Origin of the sequence: Pseudomonas sp. Marseille-P9899 (assembly GCF_903166565.1) — a bacterium.
Lineage (GTDB): Bacteria > Pseudomonadota > Gammaproteobacteria > Pseudomonadales > Pseudomonadaceae > Aquipseudomonas > Aquipseudomonas huaxiensis.
Genome location: NZ_CAESCG010000002.1, coordinates 177,046 through 197,295, shown reverse-complemented (window position 1 = coordinate 197,295; position 20,250 = coordinate 177,046). Strand labels below are relative to the sequence as shown.

The 20,250-nt window shown below is 64.1% G+C and carries 19 protein-coding genes; 5 read left to right on the top strand and 14 right to left on the bottom strand.

The window, feature by feature from the left end:
* The first annotated feature begins 36 nt into the window (after nucleotides 1-36).
* Entirely contained in the window at nucleotides 37-396 is a 360-nt protein-coding gene (locus tag HWV67_RS10155; RefSeq protein ID WP_175651130.1) for a DUF6384 family protein, read from the top strand.
* A gap of 224 nt (nucleotides 397-620) precedes the next feature.
* Here HWV67_RS10155 and HWV67_RS10150 read toward each other — a convergent pair whose 3' ends face one another.
* The 3 genes from HWV67_RS10150 to zwf are packed head-to-tail and all read right to left on the bottom strand — an operon-like array spanning nucleotide 621 to nucleotide 3,484.
* Nucleotides 621-1,298 carry a bifunctional 4-hydroxy-2-oxoglutarate aldolase/2-dehydro-3-deoxy-phosphogluconate aldolase gene (locus tag HWV67_RS10150; RefSeq protein ID WP_110968147.1) on the bottom strand — a complete coding sequence of 226 codons (678 nt, stop codon included), beginning with the start codon at nucleotides 1,296-1,298 and terminating at the stop codon, nucleotides 621-623.
* Nucleotides 1,299-1,314: 16 nt separating this feature from the next.
* Complete coding sequence (gene pgl, locus HWV67_RS10145; RefSeq protein ID WP_110968146.1) at nucleotides 1,315-2,028, bottom strand: 6-phosphogluconolactonase; 714 nt, start codon at nucleotides 2,026-2,028, stop codon at nucleotides 1,315-1,317.
* Nucleotides 2,015-3,484, bottom strand: coding sequence for a glucose-6-phosphate dehydrogenase (gene zwf / locus HWV67_RS10140; RefSeq protein WP_175651129.1), 1,470 nt, complete (start codon nucleotides 3,482-3,484; stop codon nucleotides 2,015-2,017). The genes pgl and zwf overlap by 14 nt, the downstream gene beginning before the upstream one ends.
* A 209-nt stretch (nucleotides 3,485-3,693) precedes the next feature.
* Here zwf and HWV67_RS10135 point away from each other — a divergent pair, with 209 nt between their 5' ends.
* Nucleotides 3,694-4,554 carry a MurR/RpiR family transcriptional regulator gene (locus tag HWV67_RS10135; RefSeq protein ID WP_218241215.1) on the top strand — a complete coding sequence of 287 codons (861 nt, stop codon included), beginning with the start codon at nucleotides 3,694-3,696 and terminating at the stop codon, nucleotides 4,552-4,554.
* 426 nt (nucleotides 4,555-4,980) lie between these two features.
* Here HWV67_RS10135 and HWV67_RS10130 read toward each other — a convergent pair whose 3' ends face one another.
* The 11 genes from HWV67_RS10130 to edd all read right to left on the bottom strand — a co-directional run bounded on the left by HWV67_RS10130 (nucleotide 4,981) and on the right by edd (nucleotide 17,086).
* Nucleotides 4,981-6,324 carry a carbohydrate porin gene (locus HWV67_RS10130; protein WP_175651128.1) on the bottom strand — a complete coding sequence of 448 codons (1,344 nt, stop codon included), beginning with the start codon at nucleotides 6,322-6,324 and terminating at the stop codon, nucleotides 4,981-4,983.
* A gap of 54 nt (nucleotides 6,325-6,378) precedes the next feature.
* Nucleotides 6,379-7,533, bottom strand: a complete 1,155-nt coding sequence (locus tag HWV67_RS10125) for an ABC transporter ATP-binding protein (RefSeq protein ID WP_175651127.1) — start codon at nucleotides 7,531-7,533, stop codon at nucleotides 6,379-6,381.
* A 3-nt stretch (nucleotides 7,534-7,536) separates the two neighbouring features.
* Nucleotides 7,537-8,367 (bottom strand): carbohydrate ABC transporter permease, encoded by an 831-nt coding sequence (locus HWV67_RS10120; RefSeq protein ID WP_175651126.1) that lies wholly within the window; start codon nucleotides 8,365-8,367, stop codon nucleotides 7,537-7,539.
* Entirely contained in the window at nucleotides 8,360-9,268 is a 909-nt protein-coding gene (locus tag HWV67_RS10115) for a carbohydrate ABC transporter permease (RefSeq protein ID WP_175651125.1), read from the bottom strand. The genes HWV67_RS10120 and HWV67_RS10115 overlap by 8 nt, the downstream gene beginning before the upstream one ends.
* Before the next feature lie 114 nt (nucleotides 9,269-9,382).
* Complete coding sequence (locus HWV67_RS10110; protein WP_175651124.1) at nucleotides 9,383-10,645, bottom strand: ABC transporter substrate-binding protein; 1,263 nt, start codon at nucleotides 10,643-10,645, stop codon at nucleotides 9,383-9,385.
* Nucleotides 10,646-10,766: 121 nt separating this feature from the next.
* Complete coding sequence (locus tag HWV67_RS10105) at nucleotides 10,767-11,189, bottom strand: MarR family winged helix-turn-helix transcriptional regulator (RefSeq protein ID WP_175651123.1); 423 nt, start codon at nucleotides 11,187-11,189, stop codon at nucleotides 10,767-10,769.
* Nucleotides 11,189-12,055 (bottom strand): alpha/beta hydrolase family protein, encoded by an 867-nt coding sequence (locus tag HWV67_RS10100; protein ID WP_175651122.1) that lies wholly within the window; start codon nucleotides 12,053-12,055, stop codon nucleotides 11,189-11,191. Before HWV67_RS10100 ends, HWV67_RS10105 begins: the two co-directional genes overlap by 1 nt.
* A 69-nt stretch (nucleotides 12,056-12,124) precedes the next feature.
* On the bottom strand, nucleotides 12,125-13,519 hold the full coding sequence (locus HWV67_RS10095; protein ID WP_175651916.1) for an ATP-binding protein: 1,395 nt from the start codon (nucleotides 13,517-13,519) through the stop codon (nucleotides 12,125-12,127).
* 43 nt (nucleotides 13,520-13,562) lie between these two features.
* On the bottom strand, nucleotides 13,563-14,273 hold the full coding sequence (locus HWV67_RS10090; protein ID WP_175651121.1) for a response regulator: 711 nt from the start codon (nucleotides 14,271-14,273) through the stop codon (nucleotides 13,563-13,565).
* A 33-nt stretch (nucleotides 14,274-14,306) separates the two neighbouring features.
* Complete coding sequence (locus HWV67_RS10085) at nucleotides 14,307-15,263, bottom strand: glucokinase (RefSeq protein WP_175651120.1); 957 nt, start codon at nucleotides 15,261-15,263, stop codon at nucleotides 14,307-14,309.
* Nucleotides 15,260-17,086, bottom strand: a complete 1,827-nt coding sequence (gene edd, locus HWV67_RS10080; protein WP_175651119.1) for a phosphogluconate dehydratase — start codon at nucleotides 17,084-17,086, stop codon at nucleotides 15,260-15,262. Before edd ends, HWV67_RS10085 begins: the two co-directional genes overlap by 4 nt.
* Before the next feature lie 220 nt (nucleotides 17,087-17,306).
* Between edd and gap the strand changes: the two genes are divergently transcribed.
* The 3 genes from gap (at nucleotide 17,307) to HWV67_RS10065 (ending at nucleotide 19,988) form a co-directional block, all read left to right on the top strand.
* Nucleotides 17,307-18,308: a type I glyceraldehyde-3-phosphate dehydrogenase gene (gene gap, locus HWV67_RS10075; RefSeq protein WP_175651118.1), complete on the top strand. Its 1,002-nt coding sequence runs from the start codon at nucleotides 17,307-17,309 to the stop codon at nucleotides 18,306-18,308.
* A 125-nt stretch (nucleotides 18,309-18,433) separates the two neighbouring features.
* Nucleotides 18,434-18,952 (top strand): RNA polymerase sigma factor, encoded by a 519-nt coding sequence (locus HWV67_RS10070; protein ID WP_175651117.1) that lies wholly within the window; start codon nucleotides 18,434-18,436, stop codon nucleotides 18,950-18,952.
* Between the two features lie 73 nt (nucleotides 18,953-19,025).
* Entirely contained in the window at nucleotides 19,026-19,988 is a 963-nt protein-coding gene (locus tag HWV67_RS10065) for a FecR family protein (protein WP_175651116.1), read from the top strand.
* Nucleotides 19,989-20,250 lie beyond the last annotated feature (262 nt).

Genomic DNA, 20,250 nt, shown 5'->3' with positions numbered 1-20,250 from the left:
AGCGCCGGTGCGGACGCTGCTGACCAAGGCCGTGCAATGAGCGGCGGGCGGCTTGCCGAACAGATGGGGGCCATGGCGCTCGTCGATGACTTGCGCCACCGGCGGATGGAAATCGAGGAACACCTCGACCTGGCCAAGCGCGAGGCGGAAGTCGCGGAGCGGATTCGGACGTATTACAAAAGCCAAGGCGTCGAATGCAATGACGAATTGATCGAGCAGGGCGTGTCGGAATACTTCAAGCAACGACTGACCTTCGAGTCGCCAACACTGACTGCGTTCGAGAAGAAATTGGCCTTCGTTACCACCAGCACAACCTTGCACAAGAGCCTGGCCTGGCTAGCCGTGCTCATTTTCATAATGTGGGTGTACTACACGATGAAGATGGTTTTCTTCTAGGCTCTGTATGAAAAGCCTTGATACTCGGTGATGCTGCGTTGAAAACAGCCTCGGAATGCTCATTTACAACCCGTAAACTCCGCTTCCTCGGCTGTTTTCGCCTTGCCTGACCTTCGTCTCAAGGCTTTTCATACAGAGCCTAGGGCGATTGTTGCGCTCTTGCCACAAAAAAAAGGGGCGCCGACCAAGCGCCCCGAAAAGCCGTAAAACACACAACGTAATGGTTATTCGTTCAGCAGCGCCATCGCCTCGGCGCTGCACTTCTCTACTGCGGCCCAGTCGCCGTTCTTGATCCAGCCGCTGTCGAGCATCCAGGTCCCGCCCACGCACATCACGTTGGACAGGCTCATGTAGCTTTTCAGGTTGTCCGGCTTGACCCCGCCCGTCGGGCAGAAGCGCACGTCGGCGAAGGGGCCGGCATAAGCCTTGATCGCCGCAATGCCACCGCTGATTTCCGCCGGGAACAGCTTGAAGCGCCGGTAGCCGAGGGCGTAGCCCATCATGATTTCCGAAGGCGTGCTGATGCCCGGCAGCAGCGGGATATCGCTGTCGACACCGGCCTGGAGAATTTCCGGGGTGATACCGGGGGTGACCACGAATTGCGCACCCGCCTCTTCGACCGCAGCGAACAGGTTGCGATCGAGCACCGTACCGGCGCCGATGCACAGTTCCGGGCGCTGCTCACGCAGCAGCTTGATGGCCTTGAGGCCATGCTCGGAGCGCAAGGTCACTTCCAGCGTGCGGATGCCACCGGCGGCCAAGGCGTCGGCCAAGGGCAGGATGTCTGCCTCGCGGGCGATGGTGATCACCGGCAGGATGCGCGCCTGGCCGCAGATCGCGTCGATCCGGGCGATTTTTTCAGCCATGGTGAGCAATGGCTTTGGGCGTTCGAGCGTGGTCATGGCTGAGATCCTTGGCTCATGGGCACCAGTAGATGTCCAGGGGGTCGTGAAGAAAGGCGCGAATCGGCATCTGCGTCAGGTCGTCGTCGGCCAGCGCGGCGCGCAGCGTAGCGAGTTTGCCCTCGCCTTGCACGGACAAGGCGGTGAAAGCGGCTGTGGCCAATAGTCGCCGGGTCAGGCTCAGGCGCTGATGCGGCACGCTCGGCGCGAGCATCGGCAGGACGCGACGCTCTCCGTCCGCACGCAAACCCTCGGCCAGGTTCGGGCTCCCCGGGAACAGCGAGGCCGTGTGGCCGTCATCGCCCATGCCCAGCACCAGCACGTCGATCGGCGGCAGCTCGGCCAGGGCCTGATCGGCTTCCAATGCGGCGGCGTCGAGGTTGGCGGCCGCGCGGTAAAGCCCAAGGAAACGCGCCTTGGCCACCTCACCTTGAAGCAGGTGACGGCGCAGCAGGCCGGCGTTGCTGTCGGCATGTTCCACCGGCACCCAGCGCTCGTCGGCGAGGCTGATCAGCACCTTCGACCAGTCCAGTTTTTCCTGCCCCAGCGCCTCGAAGAACGCCACCGGGCTGCGTCCACCGGACACCACCAGGGTCGCCCTGCCCTGCCCGGCAATGGCTGCGCGCAAGCGCTCGGCGACATCCGCCGCCAACCGTTGCGCAAGCTGCGCCGGACTCTTGAACGCTCGCGCGGTGACCGACGCCGGCCACTGCAACTCAGATATCGCCATACCACGACCTCCCATCACGGGTAATCAGTGCGACCGCCGCCATCGGCCCCCAGGTCCCCGCCGCATACGGCTTGGGCGCATCGCCGGACTGTTTCCAGCCAGCGATCAACTGGTCGCACCACTTCCACGCATATTCGATTTCATCCTTGCGAACAAACAGGTTCTGATTGCCGCGCATCACCTCCAGCAACAGGCGCTCGTAGGCATCGGGGATGCGTGCCGTGCGCCAGGTGTCGGAGAAATTCAGTTGCAGCGGGCCGCTGCGTAATTGCATGCCTTTGTCCAGGCCCTGCTCCTTGGTCATCACCCGCAGCGAGATACCTTCGTCCGGCTGCAGGCGGATGATCAGCTTGTTGCCGATCTGCAAACGCTGTTCCGCGGCGAAGATGTAGTGCTGCGGCTCCTTGAAGTGGATGACGATCTGCGACAGCTTCTGCGGCATGCGCTTGCCGGTGCGCAGATAGAACGGCACCCCGGCCCAGCGCCAGTTGCGGATATCGGCGCGCAGGGCGACAAAGGTTTCGGTGTCGCTGTGGGTGTTGGCGTTGTCTTCTTCCAGATAGCCAGGCACCGCTTTGTCGCCGCTGTGGCCGGCAATGTACTGGCCGCGCACCACACAGGTGCCGAGGCCCTGGCCGCCGATCGGTGCCAGTGCCTTGAGCACCTTGACCTTCTCGTCGCGGATGCTGTCGGCCGACAGGTCGCTGGGCGGGTCCATGGCGATCAGGCAGAGCAGTTGCAGCAGGTGGTTCTGGATCATGTCGCGCAACTGGCCGGCCTTGTCGAAGTAGCCCCAGCGGCCTTCGATCCCGACCTTCTCGGCGACGGTGATCTCCACATGGGAGATGGAATTCTGGTTCCACTGGGTTTCGAACAGGCTGTTGGCGAAGCGCAGGGCGATCAGGTTCTGCACCGTTTCCTTGCCCAGATAGTGGTCGATCCGGTAGACGCGGTTTTCCGGGAAGAACTGCGCCACCGCATCGTTGACCCGCCGCGACGACTCCAGGTCATGGCCGATGGGTTTTTCCAGCACCACCCGGGTGCGCTCGCTGAGGCCGGCCTTGGCGAGGTTCTCGCAAATCCCGCCGTAGACCGCTGCGGGCGTGGCGAAGTAGGCGATCAGCGGCGCAGCGGGATCAACCTGCTCGACCAGCGCCGGGTAGTCCTGGGCCTGCAGAAAGTCCATGTGCAGGTAGTGCAGCCGCCCCAGAAAACGCTGCAGGGCAGCGCTGTCGAGGTCGGCAGGTGCGAGGAATTCATGCAGGTGCGCTTCGATGGCCGCCAGGTGCTGCTGCGCAGTACCGGCTTCACGGGCCAGGGCGAGCACGCGGGTCTGCGGATGCAGCAACTCGGCCCGGTCCAGTTGATAGAGCGCCGGGAACAGCTTGCGCAACGCCAGGTCGCCAAGGGCGCCGAACAGGGCAAAGGTGCAGGGCTCAACGCTGATCGAAGACATAATGTCGGTTCTTTTACCAAGTGGACGTAGAAATACCGTTTTCAGACGTAGGAATCAAGAATCAATGTAGTAAAAACAACAACATTTGACCTGCCAGACAGATTGAAGTGGTGCACTAACGGTGCCATCAGTACGATAAGCCATCGTTACAACAGCCTGGCTCCGACCAATGGCTGTCTCCCTGACCCAAGGAAACCCTCATGGACCGCGTGCGAAACCTCCTGGAGCAGATCCAGGGCCGTCTCGACGATTTGAACAAGGCCGAGCGTAAAGTCGCCGAAGTCATCCTGCAAAGCCCCCAGCAAGCCACCCGTTTCAGCATCGCGGCGCTGGCCCAGGCGTCCAAGGTCAGCGAGCCGACGGTCAACCGTTTCTGCCGCTCGTTCGGTGTCAGTGGCTACCCGGAACTCAAGCTGCAACTGGCGCAGAGCCTGGCCAGCGGCGCCGCCTACGTCAGCCGCGCGGTGGAGCCGAACGACGACCCGGCGTCCTACACCCAGAAGATCTTCGGCAGCGCCATCGCCTCGTTGGACACGGCCTGCCAGCAACTTGATCCGAACATCATCAGCCGCGCCGTCGACATGCTGATCCAGGCCCGTCAGATCCACTTCTTCGGCCTCGGTGCTTCGGCGCCGGTGGCGCTGGATGCGCAGCACAAATTCTTCCGCTTCAACCTCGCCGTCTCGGCCCACGCCGACGTGCTGATGCAGCGCATGCTGGCATCGGTGGCGCACACCGGCGACGTGTTCGTGATCATCTCCTACACCGGACGCACCCGCGAACTGGTGGAAGTCGCCCGCCTGGCCCGCGACAACGGCGCCTCGGTACTGGCCCTGACCGCCGCCAATTCGCCGCTGGCCGCAGCCAGCAGCCTGAGCCTGAACATCCCGCTGCCGGAAGACACCGACATCTATATGCCGATGACCTCGCGAATCATTCAGCTCACGGTGCTGGATGTGCTGGCGACCGGCATGACCTTGCGCCGCGGCGTGGATTTCCAGCCGCACCTGCGCAAGATCAAGGAAAGCCTGAATGCGAGCCGGTATCCGCTGGATGATGAGCTGGGTTGATTCAAGATTCTGGTTGCTTTCAAGGGCTTCATCGCTGCATGGGTATCTACACATCTCCCAGGTAATCGCAAACCGTCAGCCACTTGCAATCCTGTGGGAGCGGATTCACCGGACGCCGGACCGCCGCGAAGGGCCGCAAAGCGGCCCTAAATCCATCCAGCACCTTGTTTCTGGCGGTTTGGGATCTCACATTCAGGCATCCTGAGGTCGAAAGAAATACCGAACATAGACAGCCACCTCGTGCGGGATGGTTTTGGGGCCGCTTTGCGGCCCTTCGCGGCGGTCCGGCGTCCGGTGAATCCGCTCCCACAGTTTGTGGTGGCCTGAAGCTTTTTGCTTACCTGCGAGATTTGTAGATACCCATGCTCATCGCTGGCTTGCCGGCGATGAGGCCCTCAAGGTTTGTAGAATTACTACAACCCGACCTCAGAACGACGACTGCACCTTCACCCCCGCCACCAGCGCATTATCCACTTCGTCCACCGCCCCCGGGCTCTTGATGTACTGCAGGTTCGGCCGCACGGTCAGCCAGTTGGTGACGTGAAAGCCGTAATACAGCTCGGCGTTGTACTCGGTGCGTTGCAGCGGCACGAACCCTGCGTTGTCGTAGTCTTGAATACCGCTCGCCGCATTCAGCAACTCCGCCCTCTTCTTCACGTCGTCGTTGACGTGGATTCGCGCCACGCCAAAGCCGATATCGTCCTTGGGCCGCGCATCGAAAGCACCTTTGTAGACCAGGCCCACCTGCTGGTAGTTGTCCACCATGTTGGTGGCCTTGTCGTGCACGGTGAGGTTGGCGAACAGGCTCAGGCCGCGGCTGGCATCGCCGTTGTGCGTGGTGACCTGCTGCTGCGCCACGACCCACGCACCATGCTTGCTGGAGTGCTGCCGGCTGGCGGCACGGGTCAGCACCTGGGGCTGGCCGTTGATGTCGTCGAAGACATCATCGGCCTTGGCGGTGCTGTAGTAGTAACCCAGCCGGTATTCCCCCGGCAGCCCGCTCACCTGCGGCGACCAGACCAGCTCCACCGGCAGGATCATGCCCTTGGTGCCGCTGCCGCTGAGCTTGAAACCGTTGCCGGTATCGAGGTTGGAGGGGTTCTGTTCGAACACCCCGACCTGGGCGAAGAACTCCGGGGTGATGTTGTATTTGACCCGCAGCGCCCACTGGCTGACCGGCCAGTTGTACCAGATGCCGCCGACCCAGTTGCCCACCTGCGAGCCGCAGAACGCCAGGTTCTGGAAGTCGCAGGGGAAACTGTTGAAATCCTCGCCTTCGCCGAAGCGGCCGACTTTCACATCCAGCGCGCCGTCGAAGTACTTCTGTTTGACCCACATCTGCGTCAACCGCCAGGTCTGGCCACGGCCCCAGACCTCCTGCACCGAGCTGTACTGCCCGGCACGCGGGTCGCTGATGCGGTCGTTGGACAGGTTGCGGCCACTGCGCTCGGTGATCGCCAGCTTGAACTCGGCATCGTGCCAGCCAAGGATCTTCTGCAAATCCAGTTTCACCCCGAGGGCGAACTGATCGCTGTAGCGGGCGGTGCGGTCGTGGTTGTAGCCGCCATGCAGATTGCCGGCGACCTCGCCGACGTAGTCGAGGCTGAAGTCGTAGCCCTTTTCCAGCAACGCGGTGCGGCTGCCGTCCCAGTCGCCGCTCATCCATTTCGATGACGGGTCGAAGGCTGCGGCGGCCTGCGCCCCGCTACTCGCGAGGACCACCAGCAACGCCAGCGGACTCAAAGACAGACTGCGCTTGAAGTACTCCATCCGTTATTTCCTCGTTTCTTGTTATCGATGGTGATCACGCGTTGTTGCCAACGTTCAACGGCCCTTGAACTGCGCCACGTTGCCTTTGGCGCTGGGCGAACTGCCGACCGCCCCGAGGCGTTCGCCGCTGACCGCGTCGAACAGCAGCACCCGGGCCGGATCGAATTGCAGGTTCAGGCTGTCGCCCACCTGCGCCGGCATGTCCGGTGACAGCCGGCAGCAGACCTTGGTCTGGTTGAGGGTGACGAACACCAGCAGGTCCGGGCCGGTGGGCTCGGTGATCCGCACCTCGGCGCGAATGGTCGGCAGGCCGTTGGCCGTGGTCGGCGCGAGGCTGATCTGTTCCGGGCGGATACCGAGGATCACATCGCGCTCTTCCAGCCCCGCCTCGCTGATACCCAATGGCAGCTCGCAACGGGCCTGGCCGCTGTCGAGCAGCGCCAGCAGGCGACCTTCCCGACGTTGCAGGCGCAACGGAATGAAGTTCATCGGCGGCGAGCCGATGAAACTGGCGACGAACAGGTTGGCCGGATCGTTGTAGATCTGTTGCGGCGTGCCGAACTGCTGGATCACCCCGTCCTTCATCACCGCCACTTTGTCGCCCAGGGTCATGGCCTCGATCTGGTCGTGGGTGACGTAGACCGTGGTGGTTTTCAGGCGCTGGTGCATCAGCTTGATTTCGGTGCGCATCTCCACCCGCAGCTTGGCGTCGAGGTTGGACAGCGGCTCATCGAACAGGTAGATCCGCGGCCGCCGCGCCAGCGCCCGGCCCATCGCCACGCGCTGCTGCTGGCCGCCAGACAACTGGCCGGGCTTGCGCGCCAGCAGGTGCTCGATCTGCAACAGCCGCGACACCCGCGCCACCTCTTCATCGATGGCCGCCGCCGGCATCTTGCGGATCTTCAAACCGAAGGCGATGTTGTCGCGCACGCTCATGGTCGGGTACAGCGCGTAGGACTGAAACACCATGGCGATATCGCGGTCCTTGGGGCTCATGCCGCTGATGTCGGCGTCGTCCACCAGGATCGCCCCGCCGCTGATCTGTTCGAGCCCGGCGATGCAGTTCATCAGGGTCGACTTGCCGCAGCCGGACGGGCCGACGAGGATCAGGAACTCACCGGAGTCGATCTTCAGTTCGATGTCTTTCAAGGTGTCCGGCAGACCGCTGCCGTAGGTCTTGTTGACGTTGCGCAGTTCAAGCGTTGCCATGTTTCACCCCTTGACCGCGCCAGCGGTGAGCCCGCGCAGAAAGTATTTGCCCGCCAGTACATAGACCAGCAGGGTCGGTAGTCCGGCGATCATCGCCGCGGCCATGTCGACGTTGTATTCCTTGACCCCGGTGCTGGTGTTCACCAGGTTGTTCAGGGCCACGGTGATGGGCTGGGCGTCACCACTGGCGAACACCACGCCGAAGAGAAAGTCGTTCCAGATCTGGGTGAACTGCCAGATCAGGCAGACCATGATGATCGGCACCGACATCGGCAGCAGGATCCGCCCGAAAATCGTGAAGAAGCCCGCGCCGTCGAGCCGCGCGGCGCTGACCAGGGCGCCCGGAATGCTGCAGTAGTAGTTGCGGAAAAACAGCGTGGTGAACGCCAGGCCGTAGACGATGTGCACCAGCACCAGGCCGGTGGTGGTGCTGGCCAGGCCCAATTTGCCGAGGGTGAACGAGGCCGGCAGCAGCACGGTCTGGAACGGCAGGAAGCAGCCGAACAGCAGCAGGCCGAAGAACAGTTGCGAACCGCGAAAGCGCCACATCGACAGCACATAGCCGTTGAGCGCACCGAGCAGGGTCGAGATCAGCACCGCCGGCACGGTGATCTTCACCGAGTTCCAGAAGTAGCCGCCCACCGTGTCCCAGGCCTTGATCCAGCCGATGCCGGTGATCACTTCGGGCCAACTGAGCAGGTTGCCGGTGCGGATATCGTCCGGGGTCTTGAAGCTGGTCAGCAGCATCACCAGCAGCGGGATCAGGTACACCGCGCAGGCCAGCAGCAGGGTTGCGTAGATGGCCAGGCGACTCAGGCGCAGCGAGCTAGTCATGGCGTTTGCCCCGCAGTTCCGAATACAGGTACGGCACCAGGATCGAGAGAATCGCGCCCAGCATCAGGATTGCGCTGGCCGAACCCATGCCCATCTGCCCGCGACTGAAGGTGAAGGCGTACATGAACATCGCCGGCAGGTCCGAGGCATAGCCGGGGCCGCCGGCCGTCATCGCGGCGACCAGGTCGAAGCTCTTGATCGCGATGTGCGAGAGGATCATCAGCGCACTGAAAAACACCGGGCGCAGGCTCGGCAGGACGATGCGCAGGTAGATGCGCGGCAGGCTCGCGCCGTCGACCTGGGCGGCGCGGATGATCGACGGATCGACGCCGCGCAGGCCGGCGAGAAACAGCGCCATGACAAAGCCCGACGCCTGCCAGACGGCCGCGATCACCAGGCAGTAGACGACCCGGTCGGGGTCCACCAGCCAGTCCAGGCGAAAGCCCTCCCAGCCCCAGTCGCGCAGGAGTTTGTCCAGGCCAAGACCGGGGTTGAGCAGCCATTTCCAGGCGGTACCGGTGACGATCATCGACAGCGCCATGGGGTACAGGTAGACCGTGCGGATAAAGCCTTCGCGACGGATGCGCTGGTCCAGCAGCACCGCCAGCAGCACCCCGACCACCAGGCTGATGCTGATGAACAGGCCGCCGAACAGCAGCAGGTTCTTGCTCGCCACCCACCAGCGGTCGTTGTCCATCAGTCGGGCGTACTGGGCCAGGCCGACCCATTTGTAGCTGGGCATGAAACTGGAGTTGGTGAAGGACAGGACGAAGGTCCAGAGGATGTAGCCGTAGAAGCCCACCAGAACGATCAGCATGCTGGGGGCCAGGACCAGTTTCGGCAGCCAGCGCTGGAGGGCGTCCAGAGGGGAGGCTCGCCGTAAGGCGATTGCAGTGTTCATGATTAAGTCCCGAGGACGGGGTCGCGTTACGACCCATCGCGAGCAAGCTCGCTCCTACAGGGTTCTGAACAATGCTGCGCCCCTGTAGGAGCGAGCTTGCTCGCGATGGCCCCCCTAACGGGCCGCTTTGATCGCCGCGCTCAATTGCTTCACCGCCGTCGCCGGCTCTGCCCCAGGATCATTGAGGAAGTTGGTGACGACATCGAAGATCGCCCCCTGCACCGCCAGGCTGGTCGCCATGTTGTGCGCCATGCTCGGTTGCAGCCCGTCGCCCTGCGCCGCTTGCTTGAAGTCCGCCGCAGACTTCTGGGTGCAGGCATCAAACTGGCTGATATCCATGTCCTGGCGCACCGGCAGCGAGCCTTTGTTCTGGTTGAACACGGTCTGGAATTCCGGCTCCAGGGCGACCTTGGCCAGGTCGTTCTGGGCCTTGATGTCGTTGGCGTTCTTGAGCTTGAACATCGCCAGCGAATCGATGTTGTAGGCAAAGCTGCCCTGCGTGCCGGGGAACGGCACGCACTGGTAATCCTTGCCCGCAACCTTGCCGGCGGCAGTCCATTCGCTCTTGGCCCAGTCGCCCATGATCTGCATGCCGGCCTTGCCGCTGATCACCTCGGCGGCGGCGATATTCCAGTCGCGCCCGGCGCGGTTCGGGTCCATATAGGTGCCGAGCCGCTTGAGCGTGGCGAAGACCTCGACCATCTGCGCGCCGGTCAGGGTCTTCTCATCCAGATCAACGAAGGCCGCGTGGTACGTCTTCGGACCGAGGATGCTCAGCGCCACATCCTCGAACACGGTGCTGTCCTGCCACGGCTGGCCACCGTGGGCCAGGGGGATGAAGCCGGCGGCCTTGAGTTTGTCAGCGGCGGCGAACAGTTCGTCGAGGGTGGTCGGCACCTTGGCCCCGGCCTTGTCGAAGACCTGCGGGTTGATCCACAGCCAGTTGACCCGGTGGATGTTCACCGGCACCGCAACGTAGTGACCGTCGTACTTCATGATCTCGGCGACTTTCGGCGGCAGCAGGCTGTCCCATTTGTTGGCCACGGCTACATCGTCCAGTTCGGTGAGCAGGCCCAGCGCGCCCCACTCCTGGATGTCCGGGCCCTTGATCTGCGCGGCGGCGGGTGGGTTGCCGGAGATAGCGCGGGTCTTGAGCACGGTCATGGCCGCGGCACCGCCGCCGCCCGCGACGGCGTTGTCCTTCCAGATGAAACCGTCTTTCTTCACCTGTTCCTTCAGGGTTTCCACCGCTTTGGCTTCGCCGCCCGAGGTCCACCAATGCAGCACTTCTACCGTGCCGGGATCATCGGCCAGGGCGCTTAGCGGGAACAGGGAAGCGAGGGACACGACGGCGGCGAGGCGGGGAAGCGCATTCATCGGCAAAGACCTTTTCTTGTTGTTATGGCCGGCACAGGGGCGGGCGTTTGATTCGAGTCTAATCAGCCTGCCGCGCTGCGACGTAACGAAGGGACGCGCGAATGTCACCAGCCGGTGACATTCAGCCGAAACGCTCGCTCACCGCCGCCAGCCAGCGCGACACCACCTGCATTTCCGCGTCGCTGAAACCCTCGGTCAGGTTGTGGTTCAGCGGCGCCAGCTCGCCCTGGGCGGTCAGCGCCACGTCACGACCATGCGTCGTCAGCCAGAGCCGGTTGATGCGTTTGTCCTGCTCATCGACCCGGCGTTCCAGCAGGCCCGCACGCAGCATGCGGTCAGCCAGCCCGGTCATCGCCGACGGCGCGATATCCAGTTGGCTGGCCAGTTCCGTGCTCAAGGCGCCGTCCTGGCGCAGCAGGGCGAACAGCGCGCCGGCCTGCACCACGCTGATCCCCGCGCTGTTTTCCGCGCGCTGCTCAAGGTGCCGGCGCAAGCGCTTCTGCGCGGTGTTGAGCAGGTACATGTAGCGGCGATCAAAGGTCATCAGTCTCGTGCCTCGATACGTTGCGCCAGCCACTGACTGACCACCGGCCACAGGGTGCTGGCGTGGCGGTCACGGAAAAACCCGAGGTGCCCGATGGCCTGGCCGTCGCTGTCCGCCGGGCCGTATTGGCGGCGCTCGACGGTGCACTCGGTGAGGTGGCTGCTCATCAGGTCGATGGCTTCGGCGGGCGCCCATGGATCGTCCTCGAAGCCGATCGACAGCACCGGCATCCTGGGCCTGCGGAAACGCTCGACGGCGTTCATCGTCGGGTCATCGAAAAAGTAATTGGGCAGCGAGGTCCAGCGGCTCCATTCCAGCATCACCTTGGCCGGCAGGTCTTCGCCGATGCCCAGTTTGCGCCCCGGCACATAACCGAGCACCCGCGCACAGAACGGACCGATCAGCTTGAGCAAGGCGGTCACCCGCAGGCGTTCGGCGGTTGGCCGGATAAAGCGCAGGCAGCCGGCCTGCGAGGTGATCATCACCGCGCCGCTGAGCAGCCGGCTGCTCTCGCACAAGCCAAACGCATGGCCGCCGAAACTGTGCCCGACCGCCAGCAGCGGCAGGTCCGGAAATTCCCGTGCGGCCCAATGGGTCACGGCTTCTACATCGAGGTCGGCCCAGGTACTGAACCCGGCATCGACGGCCTTGGCCGGTGTGCCGACCTGCACGCCGCGGTAGTTGTAGGTCAGGGCCAGGAAACCCTGCTCGGCGAGGTAGCTGGCGAAGGCTGCGTACATGCGTTCGGTCACGCCGGTGGCGGGATTGAGCAGCACCAGCGCCTTGGCGGCATTGGGATCACCGAACAGCGTGGCGCGGAGGATAAGGCCGTCGGAGCAGGTGATTGCGTGGGAGGACTTGGTCATGGTGGGCCTGAGGGAATGAGTGCAAAGCTATTATTTAACATGCGAAATAATGACTGACGAGTCGCTAAATCACCCCAAATACCGAGGCAAACTCAACGTTACCCGCAACCCACCCTCCCGCAGATTACGCAAACTCACCTCGCCCCCATGGCTATGGGCGATATTCCGCGCAATCCCCAATCCCAACCCATATCCCTGCTGCTGCCCGGCCAGACGGAAATGCGGTTCGAATACCTGTTCCAACTGCTGCGCCGGCACCCCCGGTCCTTCGTCATCGACCTGAAGCACAAAGCTGTGAGCGCTGTCGATGATCCACAGGTGAGCGCGCTCGCCATACTTCAGCGCGTTGTCGATCAGGTTGCCGATACAGCGCCGTAACGCCAGCGGCTTGCCGGGGTACGGCGCCTCCACCCGGCCCTGCACCGTGACCCGCCCACTGGCCAGGTACGGTTCCACCAGGCATTCCAGCATCAGGTCGAGGTCAATCGGCTCGATGTTCTCGTGGATATCAGTGTCTTTCACACATTGCAGGGCGCCCTTGACCAGCATCTCCAGCTCATCGAGGTCCCGCCCGAACTTGGCCTGCACCGCCTCGTCTTCCAGCAGCTCGACACGCAGGCGCAAGCGGGTGATGGGGGTGCGCAGGTCATGGGAAATCGCGCTGAACAACTGGCTGCGCTCTGTGAGGTAACGGCTGATGCGCTCGCGCATGGCGTTGAAGGCTCGCGCCACTTCCACCACTTCGCTGCCACCGCCCTCCACCACCGGCTCGACCTCGGCGCCCAGTGACATCTCCCGCGCGGCCAGCGCCAGGCGCTTGAGCGGGCGGCTCTGCCAGTGCACCAGCAGGCCGATGAACAGCAGCAGGAAGAAGCTGGTCAAGGCGATGAACCACACCTGCTGACGCGGCAGGCCTTCGTCTTCGAGGCTGGTGTAGGGCTCGGGCAGCAGCGAGGCGATGTACAGCCATTCGCCTTCGGCCAGGCGGATCTGGGTCACCAGCACCGGCGGATCGACCGGCTCCAGGGTCAGCGCGTAGTGCGCCCAGGAGCGCGGCAGTTCGTCCAGTTTCAGGCCGCTGTTGAAGATGCGCAGGTCCTGCGGGCTGACAAACTCGACGGAAATCTGCATCGCCTCGCCCAGGCGCTGGCGCAGCACCTCGTCCACCGCCGACACCACCGCCTGCTTGCGCGGCGTCGAGGGCAGCACGCGCATGTCCAGCGGCCGGTCATTGAGGGAAACGAAGAAACGCGTGCCGCCCATGCTGCGCAACTGGTCGAGCACCAGCGGGCGGTACGCCAGCGGCAGCGAGCGAAAGTAGCTGACGCTGGCGCTCATCGAATGGGCCAGGCTGCGGGCACTGGCCACCAGGCCTTCGCGCTGGCTGGCGCGCAGTTGCGACAGCCAGATGAAACTCGACAGCCCCTGCGCCACCAGCACCACCAACAAGGTCAGCAGCAGCATCCGCCCCAGCAGCGAACGCGGTAGCGGCAGGCGCCAGCGTGGCTCAGTGCGAGGGCGCAACGCTGGCCGCCAGCAGGTAGCCGCTGCCGCGCACGGGGCGGATCAGCCGCGGCGGTTTGTCGGTGTCGCGCAGACGCTGGCGCAGACGGCTGACCGCCATGTCGATGATCCGGTCCAGCGGCATCGGCTCGCGGCCTCGAGTGGCGTTGCCGATGGTGTCGCGGTCGAGGATCTGCTGCGGGTGATCGAGAAACAGCTTGAGCAGGGCGAAGTCGGCACCAGACAGAATCACCTCCTCGCCGTCGCGGTGAAACAGGCGGTGGCTGACCGTGTCCAGACGCCACTCATCGAAGACCAGCACCTCGCCACCCGACGCCTGGAAGCCGGCGCGGCGCAGCAACGCCTTGATCCGCGCCTGCAACTCGCGCGGGCTGAACGGCTTGCCGAGGTAGTCGTCGGCGCCCAGTTCCAGGCCAATGATGCGGTCGGCTTCGTCGGAACTGGCGGTGAGCATGATGATCGGCACCTGCGCCTGACGCGGGTGCTGGCGCACCCAGCGGCACAGGCTGAAACCGTCTTCGTCGGGCAGCATCACGTCGAGGATCACCAGGTCGCAGGCGCCGGCATCCAGTGCCTGGCGAAAGCCCGCGCCATCGGCGACGGCCTGCACCTGGAAGCCACTGCGGCTCAGGTAGGTCTGCAACAGCTCACGGATTTCCTGGTCGTCGTCGACCAGCAGAATCGACTTGCTCACAACGGCGGGTCCTTGTCGGTATGGGCAATGACCCTAGCCCAGCGCCTGCTGCAAAGCCACCCCGGCACCCAGCAGACCGGCAAACTCTGCGGTCACCAGCCACACCGGCACGCCTTTGAAGTAGCCGCTCATACAGCCTTTGTCGGCGAAACTTTCGGCAAAACCGCTGCGCAGGAACAACCCGGCGAAACGCGGGATCACGCCGCCAACGATGTACACGCCACCACGCCCGCCGAGGGTCAGCACGTTGTTGCCGGCGACCCGGCCAAGGAAGCGGCTGAACTGCTCGATCACCGCCAGCGCCAGCGGCTCGCCCGCCAGCGCGGCGTCGGTGATGGCGGCGGGCGAGGTCAGCGTCGGCGTGTGGCCGTCGAGGCTGCAAATGGCCTGGTACAAGCGCAACAGGCCGCCGCCACTGAGCACGGTTTCGGCGCTGACGTGGCCGGTCTGTTCGGCAATCACTTCGCGGATCGCCGCCTCCCGCGCGTTGCCCACCGGCAGGTCGACATGCCCGCCCTCGCCCGGCATCGCCAGCCAGCGCCCCTCTTCAAGGCGCAGCAGGCTGCCGACGCCAAGGCCGGTGCCCGGACCGATGATCAGCGCCGGGCGGGTCAGATCGGCCTCGCCTTCACAGACCGTGGTGCGCTCGTTGTCGCGCAGCCGGGTCATGCCCAGGGCCATGGCCGAGAAATCATTAATCAGCAGCAGATGCGCCACCTGCAACGTCGCGCAAAACGCGTCGCGGCTCAGGCGCCAGTGGCTGTTGGTGAAACGGAATTCGTCGCCGGACACCGGCCCGGCCACCGCCAGGCACACGGCATCCAGCTCGCCGCGGGCGATGCCCTGTTCGGCCAGGTACACGCCGATGGCCTGTTCGGGGCTGGTGTAGTCCGCCGTCGCAAAGACCCGCACGGCGTGCAGGGCATCGTCGCGCCACAGGGCGAAACGGGCATTGGTACCGCCGATATCACCGACCAGCGCGACCTTCATTTGCAACCCTCCAGTGCCGAGGTGAAGGCGCTGGCGCCCTTCTCTGCCGGGCTCAGTGCCTGACGCAGGAAACCGAACAATTCGCGGCCGCAACCCAGGTCATTGCCCAACGGTGCCGCCGGCAGTTCGCGACTGGCCAGCTCCTCTTCCGAAACCCGCAGCAGCAGCGTGCCGCTGTTGCCATCGACGCGCACGATATCGCCATCGCGCACCCGCGCCAGTGGCCCGCCGTCATAGGCTTCGGGGCAGACGTGAATGGCTGCGGGGATCTTGCCCGAGGCGCCGGACATGCGCCCGTCGGTGACCAGCGCGACCTTGAAACCACGGTCCTGCAGCACGCCGAGGAACGGCGTCATCTTGTGCAACTCGGGCATGCCGTTGCAGCGCGGGCCCTGGAAACGCACCACGGCGACGAAATCCCGCTCCAGCTCGCCGGCCTTGAAGGCATCGGCCAATTCCTGCTGGTCGTGGAACACCCGCGCTGGCGCTTCCACCACCTGGTGCTCGGCGGCCACTGCGGAAACCTTCATCACGCCACGACCGATATTGCCTTCCATCACCCGCAAACCGCCTTCCGGCGAGAACGGTCGCGCGACCGGGCGCAGGATCGATTCGTCGAGGCTTTGCGCCGGCCCCTCGCGCCAGACCAGGCGCTCGCCGTCGAGAAACGGCTCCTGGGTGTAGCGGCGCAGGCCGTGGCCGGCAATGGTGTTGACGTCTTCGTGAAGCAGCCCGGCGTCGAGCAGTTCGCGGATCAGGAAAGACATGCCGCCCGCAGCCTGGAAGTGATTGATGTCGGCTTTGCCGTTGGGATAGACGTGGCACAGGGTCGGCACCACTTCGGACAGCTCGGCCATGTCCTGCCAGGTCAACTGGATGCCAGCGGCCTGGGCGATAGCCGGGATATGCAGGGTGTGGTTGGTGGAGCCGCCGGTGGCGTGCAGCGCCACCACCGAGTTCACCAGCACTTTCTCATCGACGATCTCGCCCAGCGGCGTGAACGCGCCGTTGGCCTTGGTCAGACGGGTGACCTGCTGCGCGGCCTCGACAGTGAGGGCATCGCGCAACGGCGTGTACGGATTGACGAACGACGCGCCCGGCAAGTGCAGGCCCATGACTTCCATCAGCAACTGGTTGGTGTTGGCGGGGCCGTAGAAGGTGCAGGTGCCGGGGCTGTGATAGGACTTCATCTCCGATTCGAGCAACTGCTCGCGGGTGGCCTTGCCCTCGGCGTAGCGCTGGCGCACCTCGGCTTTTTCCTTGTTGGAAATCCCCGAAGGCATCGGCCCACCGGGGACGAACAGCATCGGCAGATGGCCGAAGCGCAGCGCCCCCATCAGCAGGCCGGGGACGATCTTGTCGCAGATGCCCAACAGCAGCGCCGCATCGAACAGGTTGTGCGAAAGCGCGATAGCGGTGGACATGGCGATCACTTCGCGGCTGGCAATGCCCAGTTCCATGCCCGGCTCGCCCTGAGTGACGCCGTCGCACATGGCTGGCACGCCGCCGGCGAACTGGCCCACCGAGCCGACGTCGCGCAGGGCGCGCTTGATCTGCTCCGGGTAGTGCTCGTAGGGCTGGTGCGCGGACAACAGGTCGTTGTAGGCGGAAATGATGGCGACGTTGGCGGCGTTGGTCAGGCGCAGGCTCTGCTTGTCCTCGGTGCCGCAGCCGGCCACGCCGTGGGCGAAGTTGGCACATTGCAGGCGGGCACGCATCGGGCCATCACTGGCCGCGCCACGAATCAGTTGCAGGTAGCGTTCTCGGGTGGGACGACTACGGGCGATCAACCGTTCGGTGACCTCAAGGATGCGCGGATGCATGAACTGGACTCCAGGCTAAACGGTGGTTGCAAACACTGCGGCGGTTTCCCTTCCAAACGATTGCGGCCTAGGCTCAAGAAGAGGGGGCAATCAAGGTATCCACCGATCCTAGGGAGTATTTAAAACAAAATATTGCCGACACTGCAGCTTGTTTTCTGGCTGCTACTGAAAAATCTAGTTATTCAAACAACAAAAATCAGCGCGACGCATGAGGTGTCCCATGACCATCCGGATCGCAATCAATGGCTTTGGCCGTATCGGCCGCAACCTGCTCCGCGCACTCTATACCCAAGGCTACCGCCAGGGCCTGCAAGTCGTCGCCATCAATGACCTCGGCGACAGCGCCATCAACGCCCACCTGCTCCAGTACGACAGCGTCCACGGCCACTTTGCTGGCACCGTGGAATTCGATCAGGAAAGCCTCACGGTCAATGGCGACCGGATCGCCGTCAGCGCCATCCGCAACCCGGCGGATCTGCCGTGGAAAGCCGAGGCCGTCGATGTGGTGTTCGAATGCACCGGGCTGTTCACCGACCGCGCCAAGGCGGCCGGCCATCTTGCCGCCGGGGCGCGCAAGGTGATCATCTCGGCGCCGGCCAAGGGCGCGGATGCCACTGTAGTCTATGGCGTCAACCACGACATCCTGCGTGCCTCGCACCAGATCATCTCCAACGCCTCGTGCACCACCAACTGCCTGGCGCCGGTGGCCCAGGTGCTGCACCGCGAACTGGGTATCGAACAAGGGCTGATGACCACCATCCACGCCTACACCAACGACCAGAGCCTGACCGACGGCTACCACAGCGACCCGTTCCGCGCCCGCGCCGCGACCCAGTCGATGATCCCCAGCAAGACCGGCGCCGCCGAAGCAGTGGGCCTGGTGCTGCCGGAACTGGCCGGCAAACTGACCGGCATGGCGGTGCGGGTGCCGGTGATCAACGTGTCGCTGGTGGACCTGACCGTCACCCTCGCCCGCGAGACCACTGCCGAGGAGGTCAACGCGCTGTTCAAGGAAGCCAGCCGCAACTCACCGATCCTCGGCTACAACGACCTGCCGCTGGTGTCGTGCGACTTCAACCACAACCCGCTGTCGTCGATCTTCGACGCCAACCACACCAAGGCCAGCGGCAAGCTGCTCAAAGTGATGGCGTGGTACGACAACGAGTGGGGCTTTTCCAACCGGATGCTGGATAACTGCCTGGCGCTGTGGAACGCGCGGTAGACGGGGCTTTGCGGTGTCAGCCGAGGAATTTTCATACGACGACTGACGCCCTTGTCGTACTTCGTGCTTGACCAACGGGGTTGATGATAAGCATTATCATTAGCAAATTCCGCTCGGGTATCGCCGTGAGCCAGTCCCACTTCAACTCCGTTTTCCTTGCTCAGCGGGTCACCCTGCTGCGCACTTTGCAGCGCATGGTGGACAACCCCAGCACCGCCGAAGACCTGCTTCAGGAAACCTACCTGCGGGTCACCCGCGCCCTTGGCGAGCGGCCTATCGAACACCTGGAGCCCTTCGTGTTCCAGACTGCGCGCAACCTCGCCCTCGATCACCTGCGCGCGCGCCGGGTGCAGTCGCGCACCGTGGTCGATGACGTGCCCGAACAGATCCTGCACAACGTCGCCGCCCCGGTCGGCAGCGCCGAGGACGCCGCCCATGCCGCGCAACTGCTCAAGCGCCTGAGCAGTTCGCTGCCGCAACTCACCCCGCGCCAGCAGCGCATCTTCATCCTCAGCCGCCTGCACGGCGCCAGTTACCTGGAGATCGCCGAGCAACTGGACGTCTCGGCCAGCACCGTGCAGAAGGAACTGAAACTGATCATGGCGATCTGCATGGGTGTGGCCGATCGACTCAACGGTAACTGATGGCCGCTTGCCTGATCCGCCGTTAGCCCCGATCATGACGCCATCTACGCCCGCCTCGCCGCAAGGATCACCCGTGACAGACCACCCCTCTCATAGCCCTTCGCCGCCGGACCCGGCTGCCTGCGACAGAGCCATGGGCGAGGCCCTGGACTGGCTGATCCGCCTGCAATGCGCCAGCCCCGAAGACACCCACGCCTTCGAAGCCTGGCTCGAAGCCGACCCGGCCAACGCTCCCGCCTATGTCGAAGCCGAAGCCCTATGGAACGGCAGCACCCTGCGCCAGGCCGCCGGGCAGTTGCAGGAAACACGCAAACCTTCGCGCCTCGCCCGCCTGCGTCCGCACTGGAAACCGCTGGCGACGGCGGCGGTGTTGTTGGTCGGCGTGTTTACCGTCGGCAACCTGCCCGTGCGTTTGCAGGCCGATCACCTCACCGTGGTCGGCGAGCGCCAGCGCGTGCAACTGGACGACGGTTCGCGGGTGCTGCTCAACACCAACTCGGCGTTCTCCAGCGACATCGACACCCGCCAGCGCGTCGCCCGCCTGTATCAGGGCGAAGCCTTCTTCGAAGTGGCCGGCGGGCGTACCCAGCCGCTTGAACTGCAAGCCGGACCGTTGCGCGCCAGCGTGCGCGACAGTGATTTCGCCGTGCGTTATCTCAATGGCGAAGCCCAGGTGCGGGTGCAGCGCGGCGATGTCGACCTGCTCGCCAGCAGCGACCAGCGCATTCGCCTGAGCAGCGGCGACAGCATCCGCGTCGGCCCCAACGGCTTCAGCCAGCGCGAACGCGCCGATCTGCAGAAAGACCTGGCCTGGGTCGAAGGCCGGCTGATCTTCGAGAACTGCCCGCTGAGCCAGGTGCTGGCTGAACTGCGCCGCTACTACCCCGGCTGGATCATCAGCACCAACGGTAATCTCGACCAGGTCGCGGTGACCGGCAATTACCGGCTCGATCAGCCGCTGGAAGCGCTGCGGTCGCTGGCGCATATCACTTCGGCGCAGGTGCGGGAGTTTCCTGCGGTTGTGATTCTTAACTGAATCTGCGGTTTTTTTAGGGTTGGCTTTTTAGGTAATGCCAGTCAGTTAAACCAGTTGGGGCTGCTTTGCAGCCCTTCGCGAGCAAGCTCGCTCCCACACAGTTGTGTGCACAGACAAACACTGACCCAAGGTTTTGCGGGGGCCTGTGGGAGCGAGCTTGCTCGCGAAGGGCCGCAAAGCGGCCCCAACGGCGCTGAAACACTAACTGACTGGCATCAGGCTTTTTAGGGGCCTTCAACCACCCGGACCTTGTGTGCGCTGA